The sequence below is a fragment of the Brevundimonas nasdae genome (genome assembly GCF_019395145.1).
In the GTDB taxonomy this organism is placed as follows: Bacteria; Pseudomonadota; Alphaproteobacteria; order Caulobacterales; family Caulobacteraceae; genus Brevundimonas; species Brevundimonas nasdae.
Genome location: NZ_CP080034.1, coordinates 3,433,263 through 3,450,440, shown reverse-complemented (window position 1 = coordinate 3,450,440; position 17,178 = coordinate 3,433,263). Strand labels below are relative to the sequence as shown.

Genomic DNA, 17,178 nt, shown 5'->3' with positions numbered 1-17,178 from the left:
GTTAAAAAAACGCCCCCGACCAAAGTCGGGGGCGCCAATCTGAGCCGTCATCCGCACATTTGATGCGCAGATCGGATTGTTACAGCCTTCTCCCCTCACTCGGAAAAGGAGAAAGCTGAACCTAATTCAGCCCTTGAGGACTTCGACCAGGGTCTTGCCCAGACGTGCGGGCGAAGGCGAGACCTTGATGCCGGCCGATTCCATGGCGGCGATCTTGGACTCTGCATCACCCTTGCCGCCCGAAACCACGGCGCCGGCGTGGCCCATGGTGCGGCCCTTGGGCGCGGTGCGTCCGGCGATGAAGCCGGCCATCGGCTTCTTGCGGCCCTTCTTGGCTTCATCGATCAGGAACTGGGCGGCGTCTTCTTCCGCGCCGCCGCCGATTTCACCGATCATGATGATCGAGGTGGTTTCCGGGTCGGCCAGGAACATCTCCAGCACGTCGATGAACTCGGTGCCCTTGACCGGGTCGCCGCCGATGCCGACAGCCGTGGTCTGGCCCAGGCCTTCGTTGGTGGTCTGGAACACGGCTTCATAGGTCAGGGTGCCGGAGCGCGACACGATGCCGACGTTGCCCTTCTTGAAGATGGAGCCCGGCATGATGCCGATCTTGCATTCGTCCGGCGTCAGGATACCCGGGCAGTTCGGGCCCAGCAGGCGCGACTTGGAGCCTTCCAGGCGGCGCTTGACGTTGACCATGTCCAGCACCGGGATGCCTTCGGTGATGCAGGTGATGAAGGGGACTTCCGCGTCGATGGCTTCGATGATCGCGGCGGCCGCGCCTGCAGGCGGGACGTAGATCACGGTGGCGTCGGCGCCCGTGGCGTCCTTGGCTTCGGCGACCGAGGCGTAGATCGGCAGGGTTTCGCCGTGCGAGCCGGTCCAGTTGGTGCCGCCCTTGGTGGGGTGCACGCCCGCAACCATCTGGGTGCCGTGATAGGCCAGCGCCTGTTCGGTGTGGAAGCCGCCGGTCTTGCCGGTCAGGCCCTGGACGATGATCTTGGTGTCTTTATTGACTAGGATGGACATGTAAGGCTCTCTCTAGACAGTCAAATCGTTGGTTTTGTTTGGAATAATCAGGTTCAGGCTGCGAAGTACGAAGGTCTGGAATCCGCCGAGGACATAGATCCGCCGGAACAACTCGACCTCGGCGCCCAGGCGTCGCGCCCGGCTGTAGATCGTTGATTGCAGGCTTCGCTTGCGGCCCATCTCCATCGTGTCCTGCACCGCCAGCCGTCGGTCCCATTTGGCGCGCCACTGATCCAGACTGATGGCGTCATAGTGGGCGAGAAGCAGGCTTCTGATCTGCACGGCCTGAAACGGAACGCCGCCCCGCTTGGATTCGTGGATGTCGACCTCGACCCCTTCCAGCCCCGTCCTGACCGCGTGCTTGCCCATGTCGTGACCGAGCAGCCCCTTGGTGAAGAAGCCCCCGCACCCCGGATAGAAGAGATGCGGCAGGATCGAGCTGAACGGCTTTCCGTAGGATTTGCGGAAAAAGGCCGCGCCATACTCCTGGGACAGGTCATGACGGGTGTCATAGACCGCCTCGACCGTAGGGAAGATCACGCTCTCGCGACCGGGCTCGATCGTGTCCAGCAGGTCCGGGAGCGAGCCCTCGCCCAGAATGAACTCGTCGACATCGACCACCAGAAGCCAGTCGGCGTCCGCGGTGCGGTAGGCCAGGTCATAGACCGCGCGCTGACGGTTCTCGACGCTGTCGGGACGAACGCCCAGATCGCGCCAGAAACCGTCGTCGCAGGCGATCACCTCAGCCCCTTCGAAGTCCCCCGCCAAGGCCGTCTCGCCGTCGAAGAAGACGCGGATGCGATCCGCGCCTCTGCGCCGGTAATGGGCGATGAAGGTGGCGATGTGCCGCTCCGGCGCCAACGCCAGAGCGACCACTTCGAACTTGGCCAAGGCCTGTCTCCGACCGGACCCGTTTCAGGGACGGTGAGCGAACGAACTCAGCCGATGGCCGCGACGATCTTCTGGGCGGCGTCGTCCAGATCGTCGGCGGCGGTGATGGCCAGTCCGCTTTCGTTCAGGATCTTCTTGCCCAGTTCGACATTGGTGCCTTCCAGACGCACGACCAGCGGCACCTTCAGGCCCACTTCCTGCACGGCGGCGACCACGCCTTCGGCGATGACGTCACACTTCATGATGCCGCCGAAGATGTTGACCAGGATGCCTTCGACCTTGGGGTCGGCGGTGATGATCTTGAAGGCGGCTGCGACCTTCTCCTTGCCGGCGCCGCCGCCGACGTCGCAGAAGTTGGCCGGCTCTTTGCCGTACAGCTTGATGATGTCCATCGTCGCCATGGCCAGGCCCGCGCCGTTGACCATGCAGCCGATGTTGCCGTCCAGGGCGACATAGGCCAGGTCCCACTTGGACGCTTCGATTTCCTTGGCGTCTTCCTCGGTCTCGTCGCGCAGTTCCTTGATGTCTTCGTGGCGGAACAGGGCGTTGCCGTCGAAGCTGACCTTGGCGTCCAGAACGCGCAGGCGGCCGTTCTCCATGACGATCAGCGGGTTGATCTCCAGCATCGACATGTCCTTCTCGACGAAGGCCTTGTACAGGATGGGGAACAGCGACTTGCCGTCTTCGGCGGCCTCGCCCGTCAGGGCCAGGGCGTCGTTGATCGCGGCGACGTCAGCGTCGGTCACGCCGGCGGCCGGGTCGATGACGACCGACTTGATCTTCTCGGGCGTGTCGTGGGCGACGGCTTCGATGTCCATGCCGCCTTCGGTCGAGACGACGAAGGAGACGCGGCCGAACTCACGGTCGACCAGCAGCGAGCAATACAGTTCGCGGGCGATGTCGGCGCCGTCTTCGATGTAGAGGCGGTTGACCTGCTTGCCGGCGTCGCCCGTCTGGGCGGTGACCAGGGTGTTGCCCAGCATCTCTTGGGCGTTCTTGATCACGTCCTCGATCGAGAAGGCCAGGCGCACGCCGCCCTTGGCGTCAGCAGGCAGTTCCTTGAACTTGCCCTTGCCGCGGCCACCGGCGTGGATCTGCGACTTCACCACATAGAGGGGGCCAGGCAGTTGCTTGGCGGCGGCTTCCGCCTGATCCGCCGAAGTGATGGGCACGCCCTCGGCGACGGGTGCGCCGAAACCTTTGAGGACCTGCTTGGCCTGATATTCGTGAATGTTCATGAGGGACCGCCGCAACTGCTGCTGGGAAAGTTGCGGGGCTTATAGGCCCCGGCTGTTCGCAGGCGCAACAGCCGGGGCCCATGCTTTTGGTCTAGAGCCTGATTCACGCTTCTGTCGGAACCGCGCAGCGGGTCCGACGAAAACGATCATGCTCCAGCGCCTCAGTCGACCCAGTCGCGCTTGAGCGTGCGCGAGGCGCCGAACAGCAGCACGGCGGCCAGCACATAGAAGCCCATGCCGGTGTAGATCGCCCAGCGCAGGCTCTCGTCGCCGAAGCGCGGAGCCAGCAGATCGCTCATCCAGCCGAAGTAGAAGAAGCCGACCGCGATCCCCAGCAGGTTGTTGATCAGCAGGAACAGGGCCGAGGCGGTCGAGCGCATGGCCGACGGCACCAGATGCTGCACCGCCGCCGACACCGGACCCAGCCAGGCCAGATTCAGACCCGTCGGCAGCAGGAAGATCAGGAAGGCCAGGATCAGCTGCTGCGAATGGCTTCCGCCGCCCGGCAGGACCAGGCCGATCAACCAGGGCGAGTTCATCGCCAGGATGAAGCACGGCGCCGAGATCAGGAAGGCGATGGCGGGAACCAGCGGATAGGCGCCCTTGCCGCGCCTGGACAGCTTGTCGGCGATGGCGCCGCCCATCCAGATGCCCAGGATGCCGCCGATCAGGGCGATGCCGGAATAATACCAGCTGGTCTGGGCCAGGGTCAGGTTGAAGCTGCGCATGAAGAACAGCGGCAGCCAGCCCGCCACGCCGTAGCCGCAGACCGATGAAGAGGCCGCGCCCAGGGCCAGCAGCCAGAAGCTGCGCTTGGGAATGACCACCGAGGCCGTCCGGCGCGCCACCATCAGCGAAATCCCGATGACCACCGCCAGCAGGCCGCCAAAGACGAACAGCAGCGGATTACCCAGCTTCAGGCCCGCGAACTGGACCAGGGCCGCCAGGATCAGGGCGCTGGCGCCGATGCCCAGCATGATCTGGGCGGCGATCTTGCCTGCCTTGTCCGAACCGGCGGGCGCCGCGGCCAGGGCTTCGACCTGGGCCTGGGTCTTGACCGCATCGGTTCCGCCCCGCTTGGGATCACGCACCGTCAGACGCAGCAGAGGCGCCACCAGAAGCCCCAGCAGACCGACGACGATGAAGGCCGTGCGCCAGCCATAGGTCGCCGCCAGAAGCCCCCCGACAAGCGTGCCCGCCGCCATGCCCAGCGGAATGCCGAAGGCGAAGACGGCCAGGGCCCGCGCGCGCTGATGCGGCGGGAAATAGTCGGAGATCAGCGAATAGGCCGGCGCCACGCCGCCCGCCTCGCCCACGCCCACGCCCATCCGGCACAGGAACAGTTGTGTGAACGACCCGGCCATGCCGCACAGGGCGGTGAAGCCCGACCAGACGGCCAGCGCTCCGGTCATGATCCAGACGCGGCTGTAACGGTCCGCCAGCCAGGCCAGGGGAATGGCCAGGGTCGAATAGACCGAGGCGAAGGCGATGCCGCCCAACAGGCCGAACTGGCTGTCCGTCAGACCGAACTCGGCCTTCAGCGGCGCGGCCAGAATGCCGATGATCTGCCGATCCAGGAAGTTCAGCATGTAGATCAGCACCAGCACCGCCAGCACATAGAAGCGATAGGCGGGACGATGCCCTGGCTCCGCCTCCGCAGTTTGGGCCTCAGTGGTCATCGAAACTCCCCGGTACATTTTTATTGTCAACGATAGGCCTAGCCGTAAGCCTGTGGCTTGAAAAGCAAATGGGACGGCGACCTCTCGATCACCGTCCCACGAATGCCGTATTCAGGCGCGCGCCAAATCAGTAACGCGCGGTGAACTTGACCATCCAGGTCCGCGGCGCGCCGTAATAGGCGGTGCGGATGTTGCCGATGGACGAGAATTCCTGAGCATCGGTCCTGTAAACCTCGTCAGACAGGTTCTGACCATAGAGACCGACCGAGTAACGGTTCGACGGGTCGTTCCACACCACGCGGGCGTCATACAGCCAGTATTCTTCCTGATACATGCCCGGCAGCTCGGTCGCACTGTTGACCAGGGTGTTGTCCACCGCCAGCGCCATGCGGGAGCGATACTTGGCCGCAGCGCCGAACGTCAGGTTGGAGCCGCCCGCCAAAGCATATTCGTACTGGCCGCCGAACCGCATCGTCCAGCGCGGCGAGAAGGCCGGGTCCTGGAAGGCGCGGCTGCCGCCGAAGCTGGTGAAGCGGGCGTCGTTGAACTCCTTGTAGTCGGCGTCGAGGAAGCCGATCTGGGTGTCCAGCGTCAGGCCGCGAACCGGCACGGCGACGCCTTCGATCTCGAAGCCGAGGATGTCCAGCGAACCGGCGTTGATGACCGACAGGACCGGGGCGGGCAGGCCGGTGATCGGATCGGTGTCGAGGCCCGAAACGCGCGCCTGGAAGTCCTTGTACTTGGTCAGGAAGGCGGCCAGGTTCAGGCGCAGGCGATTATCCAGATAGGTCGTCTTGGCGCCGACCTCGAAGGTGTCGGCGGTTTCCGGATCATATTTGGTCGCTTCGGTCGGCGAGTTGGCGCGGCCATTGAAGCCGCCCGACTTGAAGCCCTGAGAATAGCGCGCATAGACCATGGCGTCGGCGCTCAGCTGATAATCCGCCGACAGCATGATCGAGGTGTCATCCCATTTGCCGACCGGCGGGGCGAACACATAGGTCGAGTTGAAGGCAGGCAACTTGTTGTAGAAGGCCGAGGTCGTGCGCCAATAGTCCTTCTCTTCCTCCGAATAGCGGACGCCGGCCGACAGACGTAGGGCGTCGGTCACGGCGTAGCTGACGTTGCCGTACACCGCCTTGGACGTGGTCGTCAGGGTGTCGTCGATGGTGCGCAGGAAGCCAGAGTTCAGGAAGGCCGAGCCCAGCAGGGCGTCGTTGTAGCTTTCCTGATGCGAGGTCACGTCCTCCTTCAGCCAGTACAGGCCGCCGACAGCGGTCAGGCGCTCGCCCCCGTAGGTCAGCTGCAGTTCCTGGCTGGTCTGGTTCTGGTCCACAGCCACCAAGGCGTCGGCGACCTGAAGCTCCGTCGCGTCAAAGTCGAGATAGTCGTGGGTTTTCAGCTGGCGATAAGAGGTGATCGACTTCAACGACAGACGCTCGGTCAGATCCCAACCGATACGCAGCGCCGTGCCCCAGGTCTCGAGACGCGTCTCGTTGGGCAGGCCGGGCGTGGCGCGGGTCTTGAAGTCATATTTCGGGGCGACCGCAGGCAAGGCCTTGATCACATTACCCGAGAAGTCGATCAGGGTGTTCTGGGCTTGACCGACGGTCATGCCCGCATCGTCCTTGGCGTAGTCGGCATTCAGGTCGATGCGCAGGTTCGAGGCCGGGTCCCAGGCCAGGCTGGCGCGAGCGGCGGTCGAGTTCTTGTCATTGTATTCGGCGCCCGTGGCCGGGTCGGTGACATAGCCGCCGCGCTCGGAGTGCAGGGCCGACAGACCCAGCGCCAGAGTGTCGGTGATCGGACCCGAGACCGAGCCCTGAACGTCGATCATGTCATAGTCGCCGTAAGCGGCCGAGGCGCGGGCGCGGAAGTCCTGCCCCGGACGACGCGACACCAGTTTCAGCGCGCCGCCGATGGTGTTCTTGCCATACAGGGTGCCTTGCGGGCCGCGCAGGACCTCGACACGCTCCAGATCCAGCAGGTCGAACTGGGTGCCGCGGATGCGGCTGTAATAGACGTCATCGACATAGACGCCGACGGCAGGGTCGAAGGTCTGCAGCGCGTCCGGCTGGCCCACGCCGCGGATGTAGATGTTGGTGGCGTTGGACGAGCCGCGCCCCTGAACCAGGTTCAGGTTCGGCACTGCACCTTGCAGATCGGTGACCTGCTGGGCGCCCGTGCGCGCCAGGGTCTCGCCCGAGAAGGCGGTCAGGGCCAGAGGCGTGCGCTGGGCCGATTCCGAGGTGCGGCGAGCAGTGACGACGATGTCCTCAACGGCGGTGGCTTCGGCTTGCGGGGCAGCCGTCTGCGCCCAGGCGCCCGACGACATGGCGGCAAAGGCCGTTCCCGCCAGAAGGGCGGTTTTCACACAGTGCTTCATGATGACTCTCTTTGGTTTCCGGCCCAATGACGCTTTTATTCAGCGTTCAATGATTTGACAGAGTGGTGGCGCGGTTTCCTCTGGCTGTCAAACCTTCGCTGTTCCGCAGGGTCAAGCTGAGGGAAAAGCGTGGCGCCGTTGCACCAGGGGCTGTGGCCGCATAGCGTGGACATATGAGCAAGACTGACATTGCGATTCCGTCGCGCGCTGTCGCCGCCGCGCGCCGCAAGCCGCCCGGCGCGCCCGCGGCCCGGCGCGGCCGCCCGCCCAAGTCGCAGGCCAATCCGGCGGGCGAGACGCGCGACCTGATTCTGGACGCCGCCGAGGACCTGTTTTCGAAGCACGGCTTCTATGGCGTCACAATCCGCGAGGTGGCGCGTGAGGCGGGCGTGGATACGGCCCTGGTCCACTATTATTTCGGCGCCAAGCGCGAACTGTTCGACGCGGTCTTCTTGCGCCGGGCCGAGGTCTGGAACGACGACCGGGTCGCCGCCATCAACCGCTACGCCGAGACGGCGGGCGCGGCCATGACGCTGGAGGGTCTGCTGGAGGCCTTCCTGCGCCCGCCGTTCGAATGGTCGCTGAAGGGCGGTCCGGGCTGGAAACACTATGCCGCCCTGGTGGCCCAGACCAACGCCAACCCGGCCTTCGGCGGCGAGACGATGGCCCGCTATTTCGACCCGGCCATCCATCGCCTGATCGAACTGATCGCGGTCACCCTGCCCGATGCCAGCGAAGTCGATCTGTACTGGGCCTATCACAACCTGTCGGGCGCCCTGACCCTGACACTGGGCGAGACGGGGCGTCTGGACCGCTTGTCGGGGGGCAAGGCCCGGTCCGGCGACCTTGAGACGGCGGGCGACTATATGGTTCGCTTCGCCGCCGCCGGGTTCCGGGCCGTGGTCGGGATGTCGCCCCGGCCCTGACCTGGGCCCTCAGCCGAAGAAGATCGCCCACATCAGCCGCCCCGGCAGGAAGGTCAGGGCGCCCGCCACCAGCAGGCCGCCAACGAACATGCCGGTCATGGCGCGACGATGCGCCTGCACCTTGCCGCGACGAATGGCATAGATGGCCATCGGCAGGCTGATGACGGTCCAGCCGCTGAGCAGATGGATCAGCGAAAACCCACCCGGATTGATGCTGTGAATGAACAGGGAGCTGACGGCGGTGGTCGCCATGGCCGTGACCCAGCCCCAGCCCAGAATGCGGTGACGCTGCGTTCCCTTCACCCCGATCAGCAGCACGGTTCCAATAACCAAGGCCGTCAGGGCCGCCGCGATGTGAAGCTGGATCACCGGCGACACCTCAAGCAGCAGGCGCCAGTCGGGCGTGTGAAGTCGAAAGCCCATCCGCGCCAGACGCCCTTGGTCGGCCAGCAGATAGCCGACCAGCGCAAGCGTCAGGATGGAAAGGGCGATGGCGGGGCCTAGGAAGCGGCGGACTGTGGGCATGAGGGATCTCCGTTTCCCCCTCCCTGCCTCAGCGCCTGACGCCTTACAGCCGTGTCTTCGCCAATGACCGCGCGCCATTCGCCAATGACCGCGCTTCCGCCAGAACGGAAATCATGATCTCAAGGCCGCCATGAAAGCCGCCCTCCCCGAGCGCCATCCCATCCTTCTGCGCGGCGTGGTCGTGGCCCTGATCGCGGCCTTCCTGATGACGGCGACGGGCGCGTTCCAGACCGGCGAGGCGCCGTTCCTGAAACGGCTGTTCTACTGGACGGCGGCCATGATCACGGGCGGACTGTGGGGCCACGCCTGCAGCATCGTCGTCGGACGTTTCGTCGACGCTGACGAACGCCCCTGGCTGGCCGTGATCTGTTTGAGCATCGTCATCACCGGGCCGCTCAGCGTGCTGATCTGGGCGGCGACCGGACCCTTTTTCGGCCATGCCCCCTATCCGCTGACCACCCTGCCCTATCTGCTGGGCCCGGTCGCGGTGATCACCGTCGTGGTCACCGCGGTGAACGTGTTCCTGGGCCGCGCCCAGCCGCCCCAGACCCATGCCGCGCCGCCGGACGCGCCGCAGCCGCCGCGCTTTCTCGACCGCCTGCCGCTGAAGCTGAGGGGCGCGAAGATCCATGCCGTTCAGGCTGAGGACCACTATCTGCGCATCCACACCGACCGGGGTTCGGACCTGATCCTGATGCGGCTGTCAGACGCCGTCGAAGAGCTGGAGGGGCTGGAGGGCGCCCAGACGCATCGCAGCTGGTGGGTGGCCCGGGACGCTGTACGCGGGGTCGAGCGCGGGGACGGCCGCGCGACCCTGACGCTGGTCGGCGGACTGTCCGCGCCGGTCAGCCGCCGCTACGCCCGCGCCCTGCGTGAAGCCAGCTGGTGGTGAACCCGGCTCAACGCGCCGGACGGTCCACCACCGGACCGCTTTCGCCCGCGCCCATGATGGCCGAGGTCGAGGCCGCGCAGCCGGTCAGGGTGTCGTTGCCGATCTCCACCCGCGCGGTCAGCGGATAGACCCGGTCGCTCATGCCGTCCGAACATTCGGTGGCGATCAGGGTGACGTTCAGGGCTTCCTTGATGTCGGTCGAGGTGGCGAAGGTGGCCACCGTGCCCTGCACCGTCACGCCCCGGTTCGGCGCGCGGCGGGTGGGCTGATCCACGCGGGTGTAGGTCAGGCCGTCGCGCGTGATGTCCACTCTCCAGAAGGGTTCAGTGCCGACGGCGCGAACCGGTTTGGCCAGATCCACGTCGCCCAGCACCGCCTGCGTCTCCGGCACGGGCGCCGACTGCGGCTTGTTCTGCTCACGCTCGTAACAGGCGCCCAGCGACAGGCTGACAGCGGCCAGAGCGGACAGGGCGATAAGATTGCGACGCATGACAGACTTCCTCACTCCCGGCGCAAGTGAGGATGAAGGCGGCCTCGGTCAAGGCCGGGGCCTGCGGTATGGTGTCCGTCATGTCGATTCGCCCGTCCGCCTATGAGTTTTTCGCCGGGGGCGGCCTGGCGGGCATGGGGCTGAGCCAGGGCCAGAGCTGGGGCCGCGGCCGGACGGGCATCGACACCGTCTTCGCCAATGACATGGATGGGATGAAGGCCGCCGCATTCCGCGCCAATCACGCCGACACGCCCTTTCATCACGGCGACGTCTGGGCGTTGAATGTCGGCGACCTGCCGGGTCGGCCTGACCTGTGCTGGGCCTCGTCTCCCTGTCAGGACGTCAGTCTGGCGGGCGCCCGCGGCGGGCTGGAGGCCGGACGCTCGGGCGCCTTCTGGGGTTTCTGGCGGCTGATGCAGGGGTTGCAGGCCGAGAACCGGGCGCCCAGCGTCATCGTGCTGGAGAACGTCATCGGGCTTCTGACCTCGGGCCAGGGTCGCGACTTCGCCGCCGTCTGCACAGCCATGACTGAGGCGGGCTATCGGGTCGGGGCGTTGGAGATGGACGCGGCCCTGTGGCTGCCGCAGTCGAGGCCGCGCCTGTTCGTGGTCGCCATCAAGGGCGAAGCGCCCGTCACGTCCACCCCCGCCGCGCCGTTCCATTCGCCGCGCCTGATCGCGGCCTATGAGCGCCTGCCCCAGACCGTGCGCCAGGCCTGGGCATGGTGGTCCCTGCCCGTTCCGCCGCACCGCAATCTGGACCTCGACGCCGTGCTGGAGCCGGACGCCGAGGTGAACTGGCTGGAGGATGCGGACAGCATCCTGGCCCTGGCTTCGCCGCTGCACCGGGCGCGTCTGGACGCCGCCGTCGCCTCGGGCCAGCGCCGTGTCGGCGCCGCCTATCGCCGGGTCCGCACCGAGAACGGCGTGAAGGTTCAACGGCTGGAGATCCGCTTCGACGGCCTGGCGGGCTGTCTGCGCACCCCTGCGGGCGGGTCATCGCGGCAGTATGTGGTGGTCTGCGACCAAGGGCAGGTGCGCCTGCGTCGCCTGACGGGGCGCGAGGCGGCGCGTCTGATGGGGGTGTCGGACGACTATCAGCTGCCGAAAAGCCAGAGCGCGGCGCTGAAGTTGATGGGGGATGCGGTGGCGGTTCCGGTCGTGCGCGCCCTGACTGAGGGGCTGTTGGCGCCTGCGCTGAACAACCGACGCGCGGCGGCCTGACAGAGATCAGTCCTGGTCCTTACGACCGGGATCAAACCGGTTATCGACCTGATCGTCCCAGCCCTCGCGGTCCGATTTGAACGCCAGCCCCATCAAGAGCCAGCTCAGGGCCACGGTTCCGGCGATGCCCAGCGTCAGGGCGATCCAGCCGTGCAGGGACATGGTCCCGCCGCCGATGGCGGTCCAGGCCAGGCCGACGCCCCAGGTCATGGCCGCCGCAATCACGACGGCGATCACGACAGACGCAAGAAGGCGGACGACCCGACGGTTCATCAGATCATCCGCCTCAGGCTTATCTTAACGCTGGACCCACTGGCCCTGGGCGTTGCGGTACCACTGGCCCGACGAGATGCGGGGCAGAAGCTGGCTTTCGAACATGCGGGCGCCCGCCACGTCGGCGCTGGTGCCGGCGTCGGCGGCGCTGCGGGCGTAGGCGGCGCGACGACCGGCGTTGGTGGCGTCCACGGCGGAGCGCAGATCGGCGTCCGACGACGGCACGCGGAAGCCGACGAAGCCGTCAGCCTGTTCGCCGACGGTGCCGGCGGCCTTGGCCTGGTCGATCAGCGCCTTTTGAGCGCCGGTCTGAGCGACGGCGGCGCCAGCAACACCAAGCGCAGCCACAGCCGCGCCGATGACGAAGAATTTGCGGAAGGTCATGTCAGCCTGTCCTTTCTAGAAAAGCGCGACGGTCAGAAGAGGTTCGGGTTCGACTGCAGCAGTTGCTGCAGTTCCTGATCCAGTCGGACGCGCACATCAGCATCCAATTTGGCGTAAATCTGGATCGGCGCAACCTCCAGACGGATGGTCGGCGCGCAGGCCGAGACGGCGACGACGACCGCCCCCAGTCCGAGGCCCGCCAGTTGGCGCTTGTTGATCATGGCTTAGGCTCCGGTTCGGCCAAGGTTGATGCGTCTAATAACATGTCGCGGCGTGAACGCACGCTGAATGGGGGTTTGATATTATTGAGGTTCATCCTGCTGTCCGTTGCGGGCGCGATTGACCCGCAGCAGATCAGAAATCAGCTGATTGGCGTTCAGGGTGGTGTCCAGCGTCAGGTCGATCTTGGTGCCCGACGGCAGCGGCAGGGTGCGATTGAGGAATTTGCGGCTGATCAGTTCAGAAATGGTCAGGCGCAGTTCCTGGCGCTTGGGCGGATTGTGATCGCCGCGGATATGGAACAGGACCGCGACACGCCCGCCGTCCATGCTGTTCACATCGGCGGTCAACAGATCAAACGACAGGTTCTCCATCGCCTGATAGGCCAGATCCTCGACCATGTTGGGGGGCACGTCTTCGCCTGCCCCGCCTGCGCTGACGTCGGTCAGGACCTCGCGCTTGATCGACAGCTTGCCGGGCTGGACGGCGCCCAGCGACCCGGCGACGATCTTCAACCCGTTCTTGGGATCATAGGTGAAGGGCAGCCGCCCCGACACCACCGCATCCAGCAGCACCTTGTCGTCAAACCCGGTGTCGGCGACCACGTCGCCCAACTGGACCCGGTCCAGCACGATCACCCCGTTGAATCCCTTTTCGATGTCCAGCGGAATGACGAACGGCTCCAGCGCGATCGTGCCGCCCGCGGCGTTCACCTGACCGCCCGCGACATTCAGACCATTGGCGTCAAGGTCGAACTTCAGGTTCAGCGCCGTGACATCGGTGCCGATCTCCATCGCCTCGATCGTCAGCTCCTGGTCGGGGGCGGTGATCAAAGGCGTCAGGCTGGTCAGGACGATGTCGCCCTTCAGCCCCTTCACCGCACCCGCAGGGCTGGTGAAGTCCAGGCCGGGCACGGTCAGGCGCCCGCTGGAGGTGGGCTCGCCCCCCTTGGTCCAGTCGAAACGTCCCGCGAAGCCGATCGCGCCGACAACCGGAGACTGGATGAATTCTTCGACCAGCGGCGACAGAATGTCCGGCTGCAGACCATGTTCGGCGAAAACGATGTCGGGAGCCGAAATCTGAATGCCCCCCGCCCCGGTGCGGCCGTCGTGCGCCAGGGTCAGACGGCCCAGCCGCGCAGAAGCCGCCTGGCCCGCGCCCTTCAGGTCAAAGCCGCCCGACCAGCGCTCATTGGCCAGTTGAACCTCGCCCGAGGCGGCCAGAGGCGTGAACCGCTGCGGGTCCGTTGTGTCAGACACCCGCCCCTCGGCGACCTTGGCGGTCAGGCCGACGCCCGATGACGCCCCGTCCACGGCCAGCGTCCCGCCGACGCCGGAGAAGCGCATGGCCAGGAACGGCGCCTGAGCCTCAAAATCCTGCACGCCCGCCGCCACATGCCAGACCCCGTCCTTGGAGGTCAGCAGCGGCTCTGCGCCCGGGCACAGCTTGCCTGCGATGTCACGGACGTCATTCTCCTCCATCGCCAGACGTTCGACCGTCAGGGCCACGCAGTCGTCGGCGACATAGGTCAGCCGCCCGTTCGTCATGGCCAGCACGCCCTTGGTCTGGGCGTCGATGCCGCGCGCCAGATCAAAGTCCAGTTTGGCGCGGCCATCCAGATGCGCCTCGAACCCGGCGTCGGTCAGACGCCATTCTGGAACGGCGATGGCCAGCTCAGGCAAGCCTTCGCCGCGCGTCGCATTGACCTGCAAGGCGCCGCCGCCTGCACGGCCCGGCTCGGCCTGATAGACCGCCTGCCCGGCCTGAGCGATGGTCAACACCCCGCCGTTGCGCGGGCTCAGGGTCGCGGGTCGAGCCAGAACCACATCCGTCCCGCCTGTCCCGGTGGAGAAACGCAGCGCCGGCGTATTGAAGGCGAAACCGCCCAGGGCGCGCTTCATCGCCTTCAGTTCGGCGACCTCGTCCCTCGTCTCAGGGCCGAACAGCGGCCAGGCGCCGTCGTCGGACGCCACCGATCCTTCCGCCGAAATCCGCGTCGCGCCGTCATAGACGACATCCAAGTTCAGGGTGCTGCGCGCCCGCTTCAGCGACAGATCGCCAAAGCCGACGGCCCCCGCCGTTGTCCCCACCGCCCCCGTCAGTTCAAAGGTGGCGTTGCGCCCGCCCATGGTCAGACCGGAAGAGCGGATCGCCAGGGCCTGCGCCTTGGCTTCGCCTGCACGACCAGAGGCCGCGTTCAGGGTCAGGGGGGTCGTCAGGCTCCAGCGGAAATCCTTGCCTTGCGACAGTGCCAGCCGCCCGCCGTCAGCGACGGCATCCGCGCCCACGACCTGCAGGTTTGGACCATCGATGCGCGACGATTTCAGGCTCAGCGCCGTTGCGCCCTCGGCGCGGAAGGTTTCGATCCAGCCGGACACCGCGCCGTCGAACCGCGCGGTCAGGGCGGCGTCGCGCGCGCTCGTCTCAGCATTGCCCAGCATGGCGCCGGTCAGGACGGCGTCGATCACAGCGCGCCCGTCGCCGCGCCGCGTCTTCATGTCGGGATAGGGCAGATCGCCGTTCAACAGCAGATGCGCGGTCTCGCCATTCAGCGCCTGGGTCTTGAAGCCTGCCGCGCCGGCGTCGATCAGCAGCTTGACCCGGTCGCCGGTCGTGGTCAGGTCGACGTCCGCCTTCAGGTCACGCGCTGCGACGTCGCCGCTCTTCAGCGCCTGGGCCGTGGCCTGACCTTTCAGCCGCATCAGCTTGCCGTCATCGACGCGGGCGTCGATCAGAGCCTGCACCGGTCCGTATTCGGTATCCAGACGTCCGCGCCCGCCTTCCACGATCACCAGCGGCCCGCGCGAATCCGGTCGGGGCGGCCCGCCGGTGAACTCCTCGATCAGCGGATCCAGCGATCCCAGCGACAGTTTTCCGTCCTTCCAACTGGCCCGCATGACCGGCCGCACCAGACGAATGCGGCTGGGCGTGACGCCAAGCCCGGCTTTCGACCAGGGCATGCCGATGGCGTAATCGACCTCAACCCGTTCCACGACCACGTCCGGGTCGCGCGGATCGCCGATGCGGATGCGCCCGACGAAACCGTCCAGCTCCAATCGCTGCACATCGACATCGGCTTGGATGCCGCGCCGGTCCAGCCATCCCACCAGGACCTCACGGGCCGCCGCCCGCCGGTTCAGATAAAGGGCGCTGGTCAGGACGACGGCGACAACCAGAATCCCAAGCAGAACAAGCCACAGGCGACGCACGCGACGCTTTGGCGCGCGCTTACGCGGCTGCGGCGCGGGAATGGCGGTTTCTGATGAGTTATCGGTCAAGCGGACGTGTCGTCTTTTGGAACTGGTTTCGCACGATCTTCGCCACCCCAAGCGTCAGCACAAGCTTAATGCGCGCGGATCAACGCCCAATTCGACGAACCGTTGCAGTGACAGACGACAGGATGGCGGCGGATTTATGGGCCCAGAGCTACCGGCCCGCACGCGGTGACGCGTTCATCACAGGGGACAAACAGGGTGTTTTCGTGCGAATTCGCACCAAACAGCCTAGCTTATTAACAGTTTGTAACCCTCTGTCTTCCCAAACTGACACAGGCTCGCTATACGGCTTCCCTTCGCCCTGGACGCTGTTCACGGGCGAGCCTGATTTGAGTATGCCTGCTTAAAGACCGCCTTGTCGCCGGATGGCGTCGCAAAACGACGGGAACGATGGCTCAGTTCGACCCACGCCGCCAGCCGATGCGCCTCGCACCGCATATGATGACGGCGGTCGCCGCTCTGTCAGTCGCGCTTTTCGCCAGCAGAGCCTATCAACCCGCTCAGGCTGAAGAAGTTCCCACACTTTCCGCTTCGCAGATCGCCGCTCTGGAGGTTCAGGCCTTCGCCTCGGCCAACGCCCCCGCAGGCATGACCGCCCCCGAGGCTGTCCCCGTCCAGATTCGCCGCGGTGAAACCTTTGAACAGGCCGTGCGCCGCACCGGCGTCGCGCCGGAAGAAGCCAGCGCCATCGCCGCCACCGTCGCCAACGCCTTCGACCTGAAAGACCTGCGCGCGGGCCTGCGTTTCGAAACCGCCATCGCCAAACCCCGCAACGGCATGGGCGACGCCCGGCTGATCGGCCTGACGATGCGCACCGGCCCGGCGACGCAGCTGACTGTATCGCGCAGCTTCGACGGCGCCCTGCGTCTGCGTTCGCTTGAGGAAAAGGTTTCGCGCGAGACCGTCGTGGTCAAGGGCGACGTGGAACGCTCCCTGTCGGCCAGCGCCCGCGAACTGGGCGCCACCGCCTCGATCGTCAGCGCCGCCAGCCGCCTGTTCGCCACCAAGTTCGACATGCAGCGCGACGTGCGCGCATCGGACGAGTTCACCATGGTGTTCGACCGCGACATCACCGAGGCGGGCCGCACGGTCAATGTCGGCGACCTGTTGTACGCCGAACTGCGTGGCGTGACCTTCTACCGCTTCAAGCCTGCGGGCGCGAAGGAAGCCCAGTTCTTCGACGCCAACGGCAAGAACCTGCGCTCCTCGATGATGCGCACGCCGTTGCAGAGCTTCCGCCGCGTGTCCTCGGGCTTTGGCGTACGGACGCACCCGATCTCCGGCTATCGCAAGATGCACCAGGGCACGGACTTCGCCGCTGCATCCGGCACGCCCGTCGTGGCCCCCGCCGACGGCGTGGTGGTCGAGGCGCGACGCTGGGGCGGCTATGGCAACTGGCTGCGCATCCGCCACAACAACGGGTTGGAAAGCGGCTATGGCCACCTTTCCCGCTACGCCACCGGCCTGCGCGCCGGTCAGCGCGTCAGCCAGGGCCAGGTCGTCGCCTATGTCGGTTCGACCGGCGCCTCCACCGGCCCGCACCTGCACTATGAACTGTGGCGCAACGGCCAGCGGATCAATCCCGCGGGCGTCCGCACCCAGGAAGGCACTGAACTGGCCGGGGCCGATCTGGCCGCCTTCCGCGCCGAAAAGTCCCGCATCGACCGCATCATCGCCGCCGGGGGCCACAAACGCCCCGTCGTGCAACAGGCGTCCGCAGAAGGCCTGCGCCCCGCACAGGGCTGACGTCG

At 66.2% G+C, this 17,178-nt stretch carries 15 protein-coding genes; 4 read left to right on the top strand and 11 right to left on the bottom strand.

Annotated elements, in window-relative coordinates; genetic code table 11:
- Positions 1-126: 126 nt before the first annotated feature.
- From sucD to KWG56_RS16775, 5 genes are all read right to left on the bottom strand, one after another.
- Entirely contained in the window at positions 127-1,029 is a 903-nt protein-coding gene (sucD, locus tag KWG56_RS16795; protein ID WP_201100891.1) for a succinate--CoA ligase subunit alpha, read from the bottom strand.
- 12 nt (positions 1,030-1,041) lie between these two features.
- The gene (locus KWG56_RS16790; protein WP_219353020.1) at positions 1,042-1,920 is read right to left on the bottom strand and encodes a glycosyltransferase family 2 protein; all 879 of its coding nucleotides are present in this window, start codon (positions 1,918-1,920) and stop codon (positions 1,042-1,044) included.
- A 47-nt stretch (positions 1,921-1,967) separates the two neighbouring features.
- Positions 1,968-3,158 carry an ADP-forming succinate--CoA ligase subunit beta gene (sucC, locus tag KWG56_RS16785; RefSeq protein WP_201100893.1) on the bottom strand — a complete coding sequence of 397 codons (1,191 nt, stop codon included), beginning with the start codon at positions 3,156-3,158 and terminating at the stop codon, positions 1,968-1,970.
- 161 nt (positions 3,159-3,319) lie between these two features.
- On the bottom strand, positions 3,320-4,837 hold the full coding sequence (locus KWG56_RS16780; protein WP_219353019.1) for a spinster family MFS transporter: 1,518 nt from the start codon (positions 4,835-4,837) through the stop codon (positions 3,320-3,322).
- 127 nt (positions 4,838-4,964) lie between these two features.
- The gene (locus KWG56_RS16775) at positions 4,965-7,208 is read right to left on the bottom strand and encodes a TonB-dependent receptor (protein ID WP_244999555.1); all 2,244 of its coding nucleotides are present in this window, start codon (positions 7,206-7,208) and stop codon (positions 4,965-4,967) included.
- Between the two features lie 185 nt (positions 7,209-7,393).
- Between KWG56_RS16775 and KWG56_RS16770 the strand changes: the two genes are divergently transcribed.
- Positions 7,394-8,146 (top strand): TetR/AcrR family transcriptional regulator, encoded by a 753-nt coding sequence (locus KWG56_RS16770; protein WP_219353017.1) that lies wholly within the window; start codon positions 7,394-7,396, stop codon positions 8,144-8,146.
- Between the two features lie 9 nt (positions 8,147-8,155).
- Here KWG56_RS16770 and KWG56_RS16765 read toward each other — a convergent pair whose 3' ends face one another.
- The gene (locus tag KWG56_RS16765) at positions 8,156-8,671 is read right to left on the bottom strand and encodes a DUF2306 domain-containing protein (protein ID WP_219353016.1); all 516 of its coding nucleotides are present in this window, start codon (positions 8,669-8,671) and stop codon (positions 8,156-8,158) included.
- A 130-nt stretch (positions 8,672-8,801) separates the two neighbouring features.
- Between KWG56_RS16765 and KWG56_RS16760 the strand changes: the two genes are divergently transcribed.
- Positions 8,802-9,563: a LytTR family DNA-binding domain-containing protein gene (locus KWG56_RS16760; RefSeq protein ID WP_219353015.1), complete on the top strand. Its 762-nt coding sequence runs from the start codon at positions 8,802-8,804 to the stop codon at positions 9,561-9,563.
- A 7-nt stretch (positions 9,564-9,570) separates the two neighbouring features.
- Here the strand turns inward: KWG56_RS16760 and KWG56_RS16755 are convergent, their stop codons facing one another.
- Positions 9,571-10,053: a COG3650 family protein gene (locus tag KWG56_RS16755; protein WP_219353014.1), complete on the bottom strand. Its 483-nt coding sequence runs from the start codon at positions 10,051-10,053 to the stop codon at positions 9,571-9,573.
- An 80-nt stretch (positions 10,054-10,133) separates the two neighbouring features.
- Here KWG56_RS16755 and KWG56_RS16750 point away from each other — a divergent pair, with 80 nt between their 5' ends.
- Positions 10,134-11,276: a DNA cytosine methyltransferase gene (locus KWG56_RS16750; protein WP_219353013.1), complete on the top strand. Its 1,143-nt coding sequence runs from the start codon at positions 10,134-10,136 to the stop codon at positions 11,274-11,276.
- Positions 11,277-11,282: 6 nt separating this feature from the next.
- Here the strand turns inward: KWG56_RS16750 and KWG56_RS16745 are convergent, their stop codons facing one another.
- The 4 genes from KWG56_RS16745 to KWG56_RS16730 form a co-directional block, all read right to left on the bottom strand.
- A complete protein-coding gene (locus KWG56_RS16745) occupies positions 11,283-11,549 on the bottom strand; it encodes a hypothetical protein (protein ID WP_219353012.1) in 267 nt (88 codons plus the stop codon).
- Positions 11,550-11,573: 24 nt separating this feature from the next.
- Positions 11,574-11,933, bottom strand: coding sequence for a DUF1318 domain-containing protein (locus KWG56_RS16740; protein WP_201100902.1), 360 nt, complete (start codon positions 11,931-11,933; stop codon positions 11,574-11,576).
- A gap of 32 nt (positions 11,934-11,965) precedes the next feature.
- Positions 11,966-12,154, bottom strand: coding sequence for a YnbE family lipoprotein (locus KWG56_RS16735; RefSeq protein ID WP_201100903.1), 189 nt, complete (start codon positions 12,152-12,154; stop codon positions 11,966-11,968).
- A gap of 81 nt (positions 12,155-12,235) precedes the next feature.
- Positions 12,236-15,430, bottom strand: a complete 3,195-nt coding sequence (locus KWG56_RS16730; protein WP_244999554.1) for an intermembrane phospholipid transport protein YdbH family protein — start codon at positions 15,428-15,430, stop codon at positions 12,236-12,238.
- A 387-nt stretch (positions 15,431-15,817) separates the two neighbouring features.
- Between KWG56_RS16730 and KWG56_RS16725 the strand changes: the two genes are divergently transcribed.
- The gene (locus KWG56_RS16725) at positions 15,818-17,173 is read left to right on the top strand and encodes a M23 family metallopeptidase (protein ID WP_219353011.1); all 1,356 of its coding nucleotides are present in this window, start codon (positions 15,818-15,820) and stop codon (positions 17,171-17,173) included.
- Positions 17,174-17,178 lie beyond the last annotated feature (5 nt).

Coding starts and splice junctions, on each gene's coding strand:
- sucC (WP_201100893.1), bottom strand. CDS start 3,158: ATGAACATTCACGAATATCAGGCCAAGCAGGTCCTCAAAGGTTTCGGC.
- sucD (WP_201100891.1), bottom strand. CDS start 1,029: ATGTCCATCCTAGTCAATAAAGACACCAAGATCATCGTCCAGGGCCTG.
- KWG56_RS16750 (WP_219353013.1), top strand. CDS start 10,134: ATGTCGATTCGCCCGTCCGCCTATGAGTTTTTCGCCGGGGGCGGCCTG.
- KWG56_RS16755 (WP_219353014.1), bottom strand. CDS start 10,053: ATGCGTCGCAATCTTATCGCCCTGTCCGCTCTGGCCGCTGTCAGCCTG.
- KWG56_RS16745 (WP_219353012.1), bottom strand. CDS start 11,549: ATGAACCGTCGGGTCGTCCGCCTTCTTGCGTCTGTCGTGATCGCCGTC.
- KWG56_RS16725 (WP_219353011.1), top strand. CDS start 15,818: ATGGCTCAGTTCGACCCACGCCGCCAGCCGATGCGCCTCGCACCGCAT.
- KWG56_RS16740 (WP_201100902.1), bottom strand. CDS start 11,933: ATGACCTTCCGCAAATTCTTCGTCATCGGCGCGGCTGTGGCTGCGCTT.
- KWG56_RS16770 (WP_219353017.1), top strand. CDS start 7,394: ATGAGCAAGACTGACATTGCGATTCCGTCGCGCGCTGTCGCCGCCGCG.
- KWG56_RS16765 (WP_219353016.1), bottom strand. CDS start 8,671: ATGCCCACAGTCCGCCGCTTCCTAGGCCCCGCCATCGCCCTTTCCATC.
- KWG56_RS16735 (WP_201100903.1), bottom strand. CDS start 12,154: ATGATCAACAAGCGCCAACTGGCGGGCCTCGGACTGGGGGCGGTCGTC.
- KWG56_RS16780 (WP_219353019.1), bottom strand. CDS start 4,837: ATGACCACTGAGGCCCAAACTGCGGAGGCGGAGCCAGGGCATCGTCCC.
- KWG56_RS16760 (WP_219353015.1), top strand. CDS start 8,802: ATGAAAGCCGCCCTCCCCGAGCGCCATCCCATCCTTCTGCGCGGCGTG.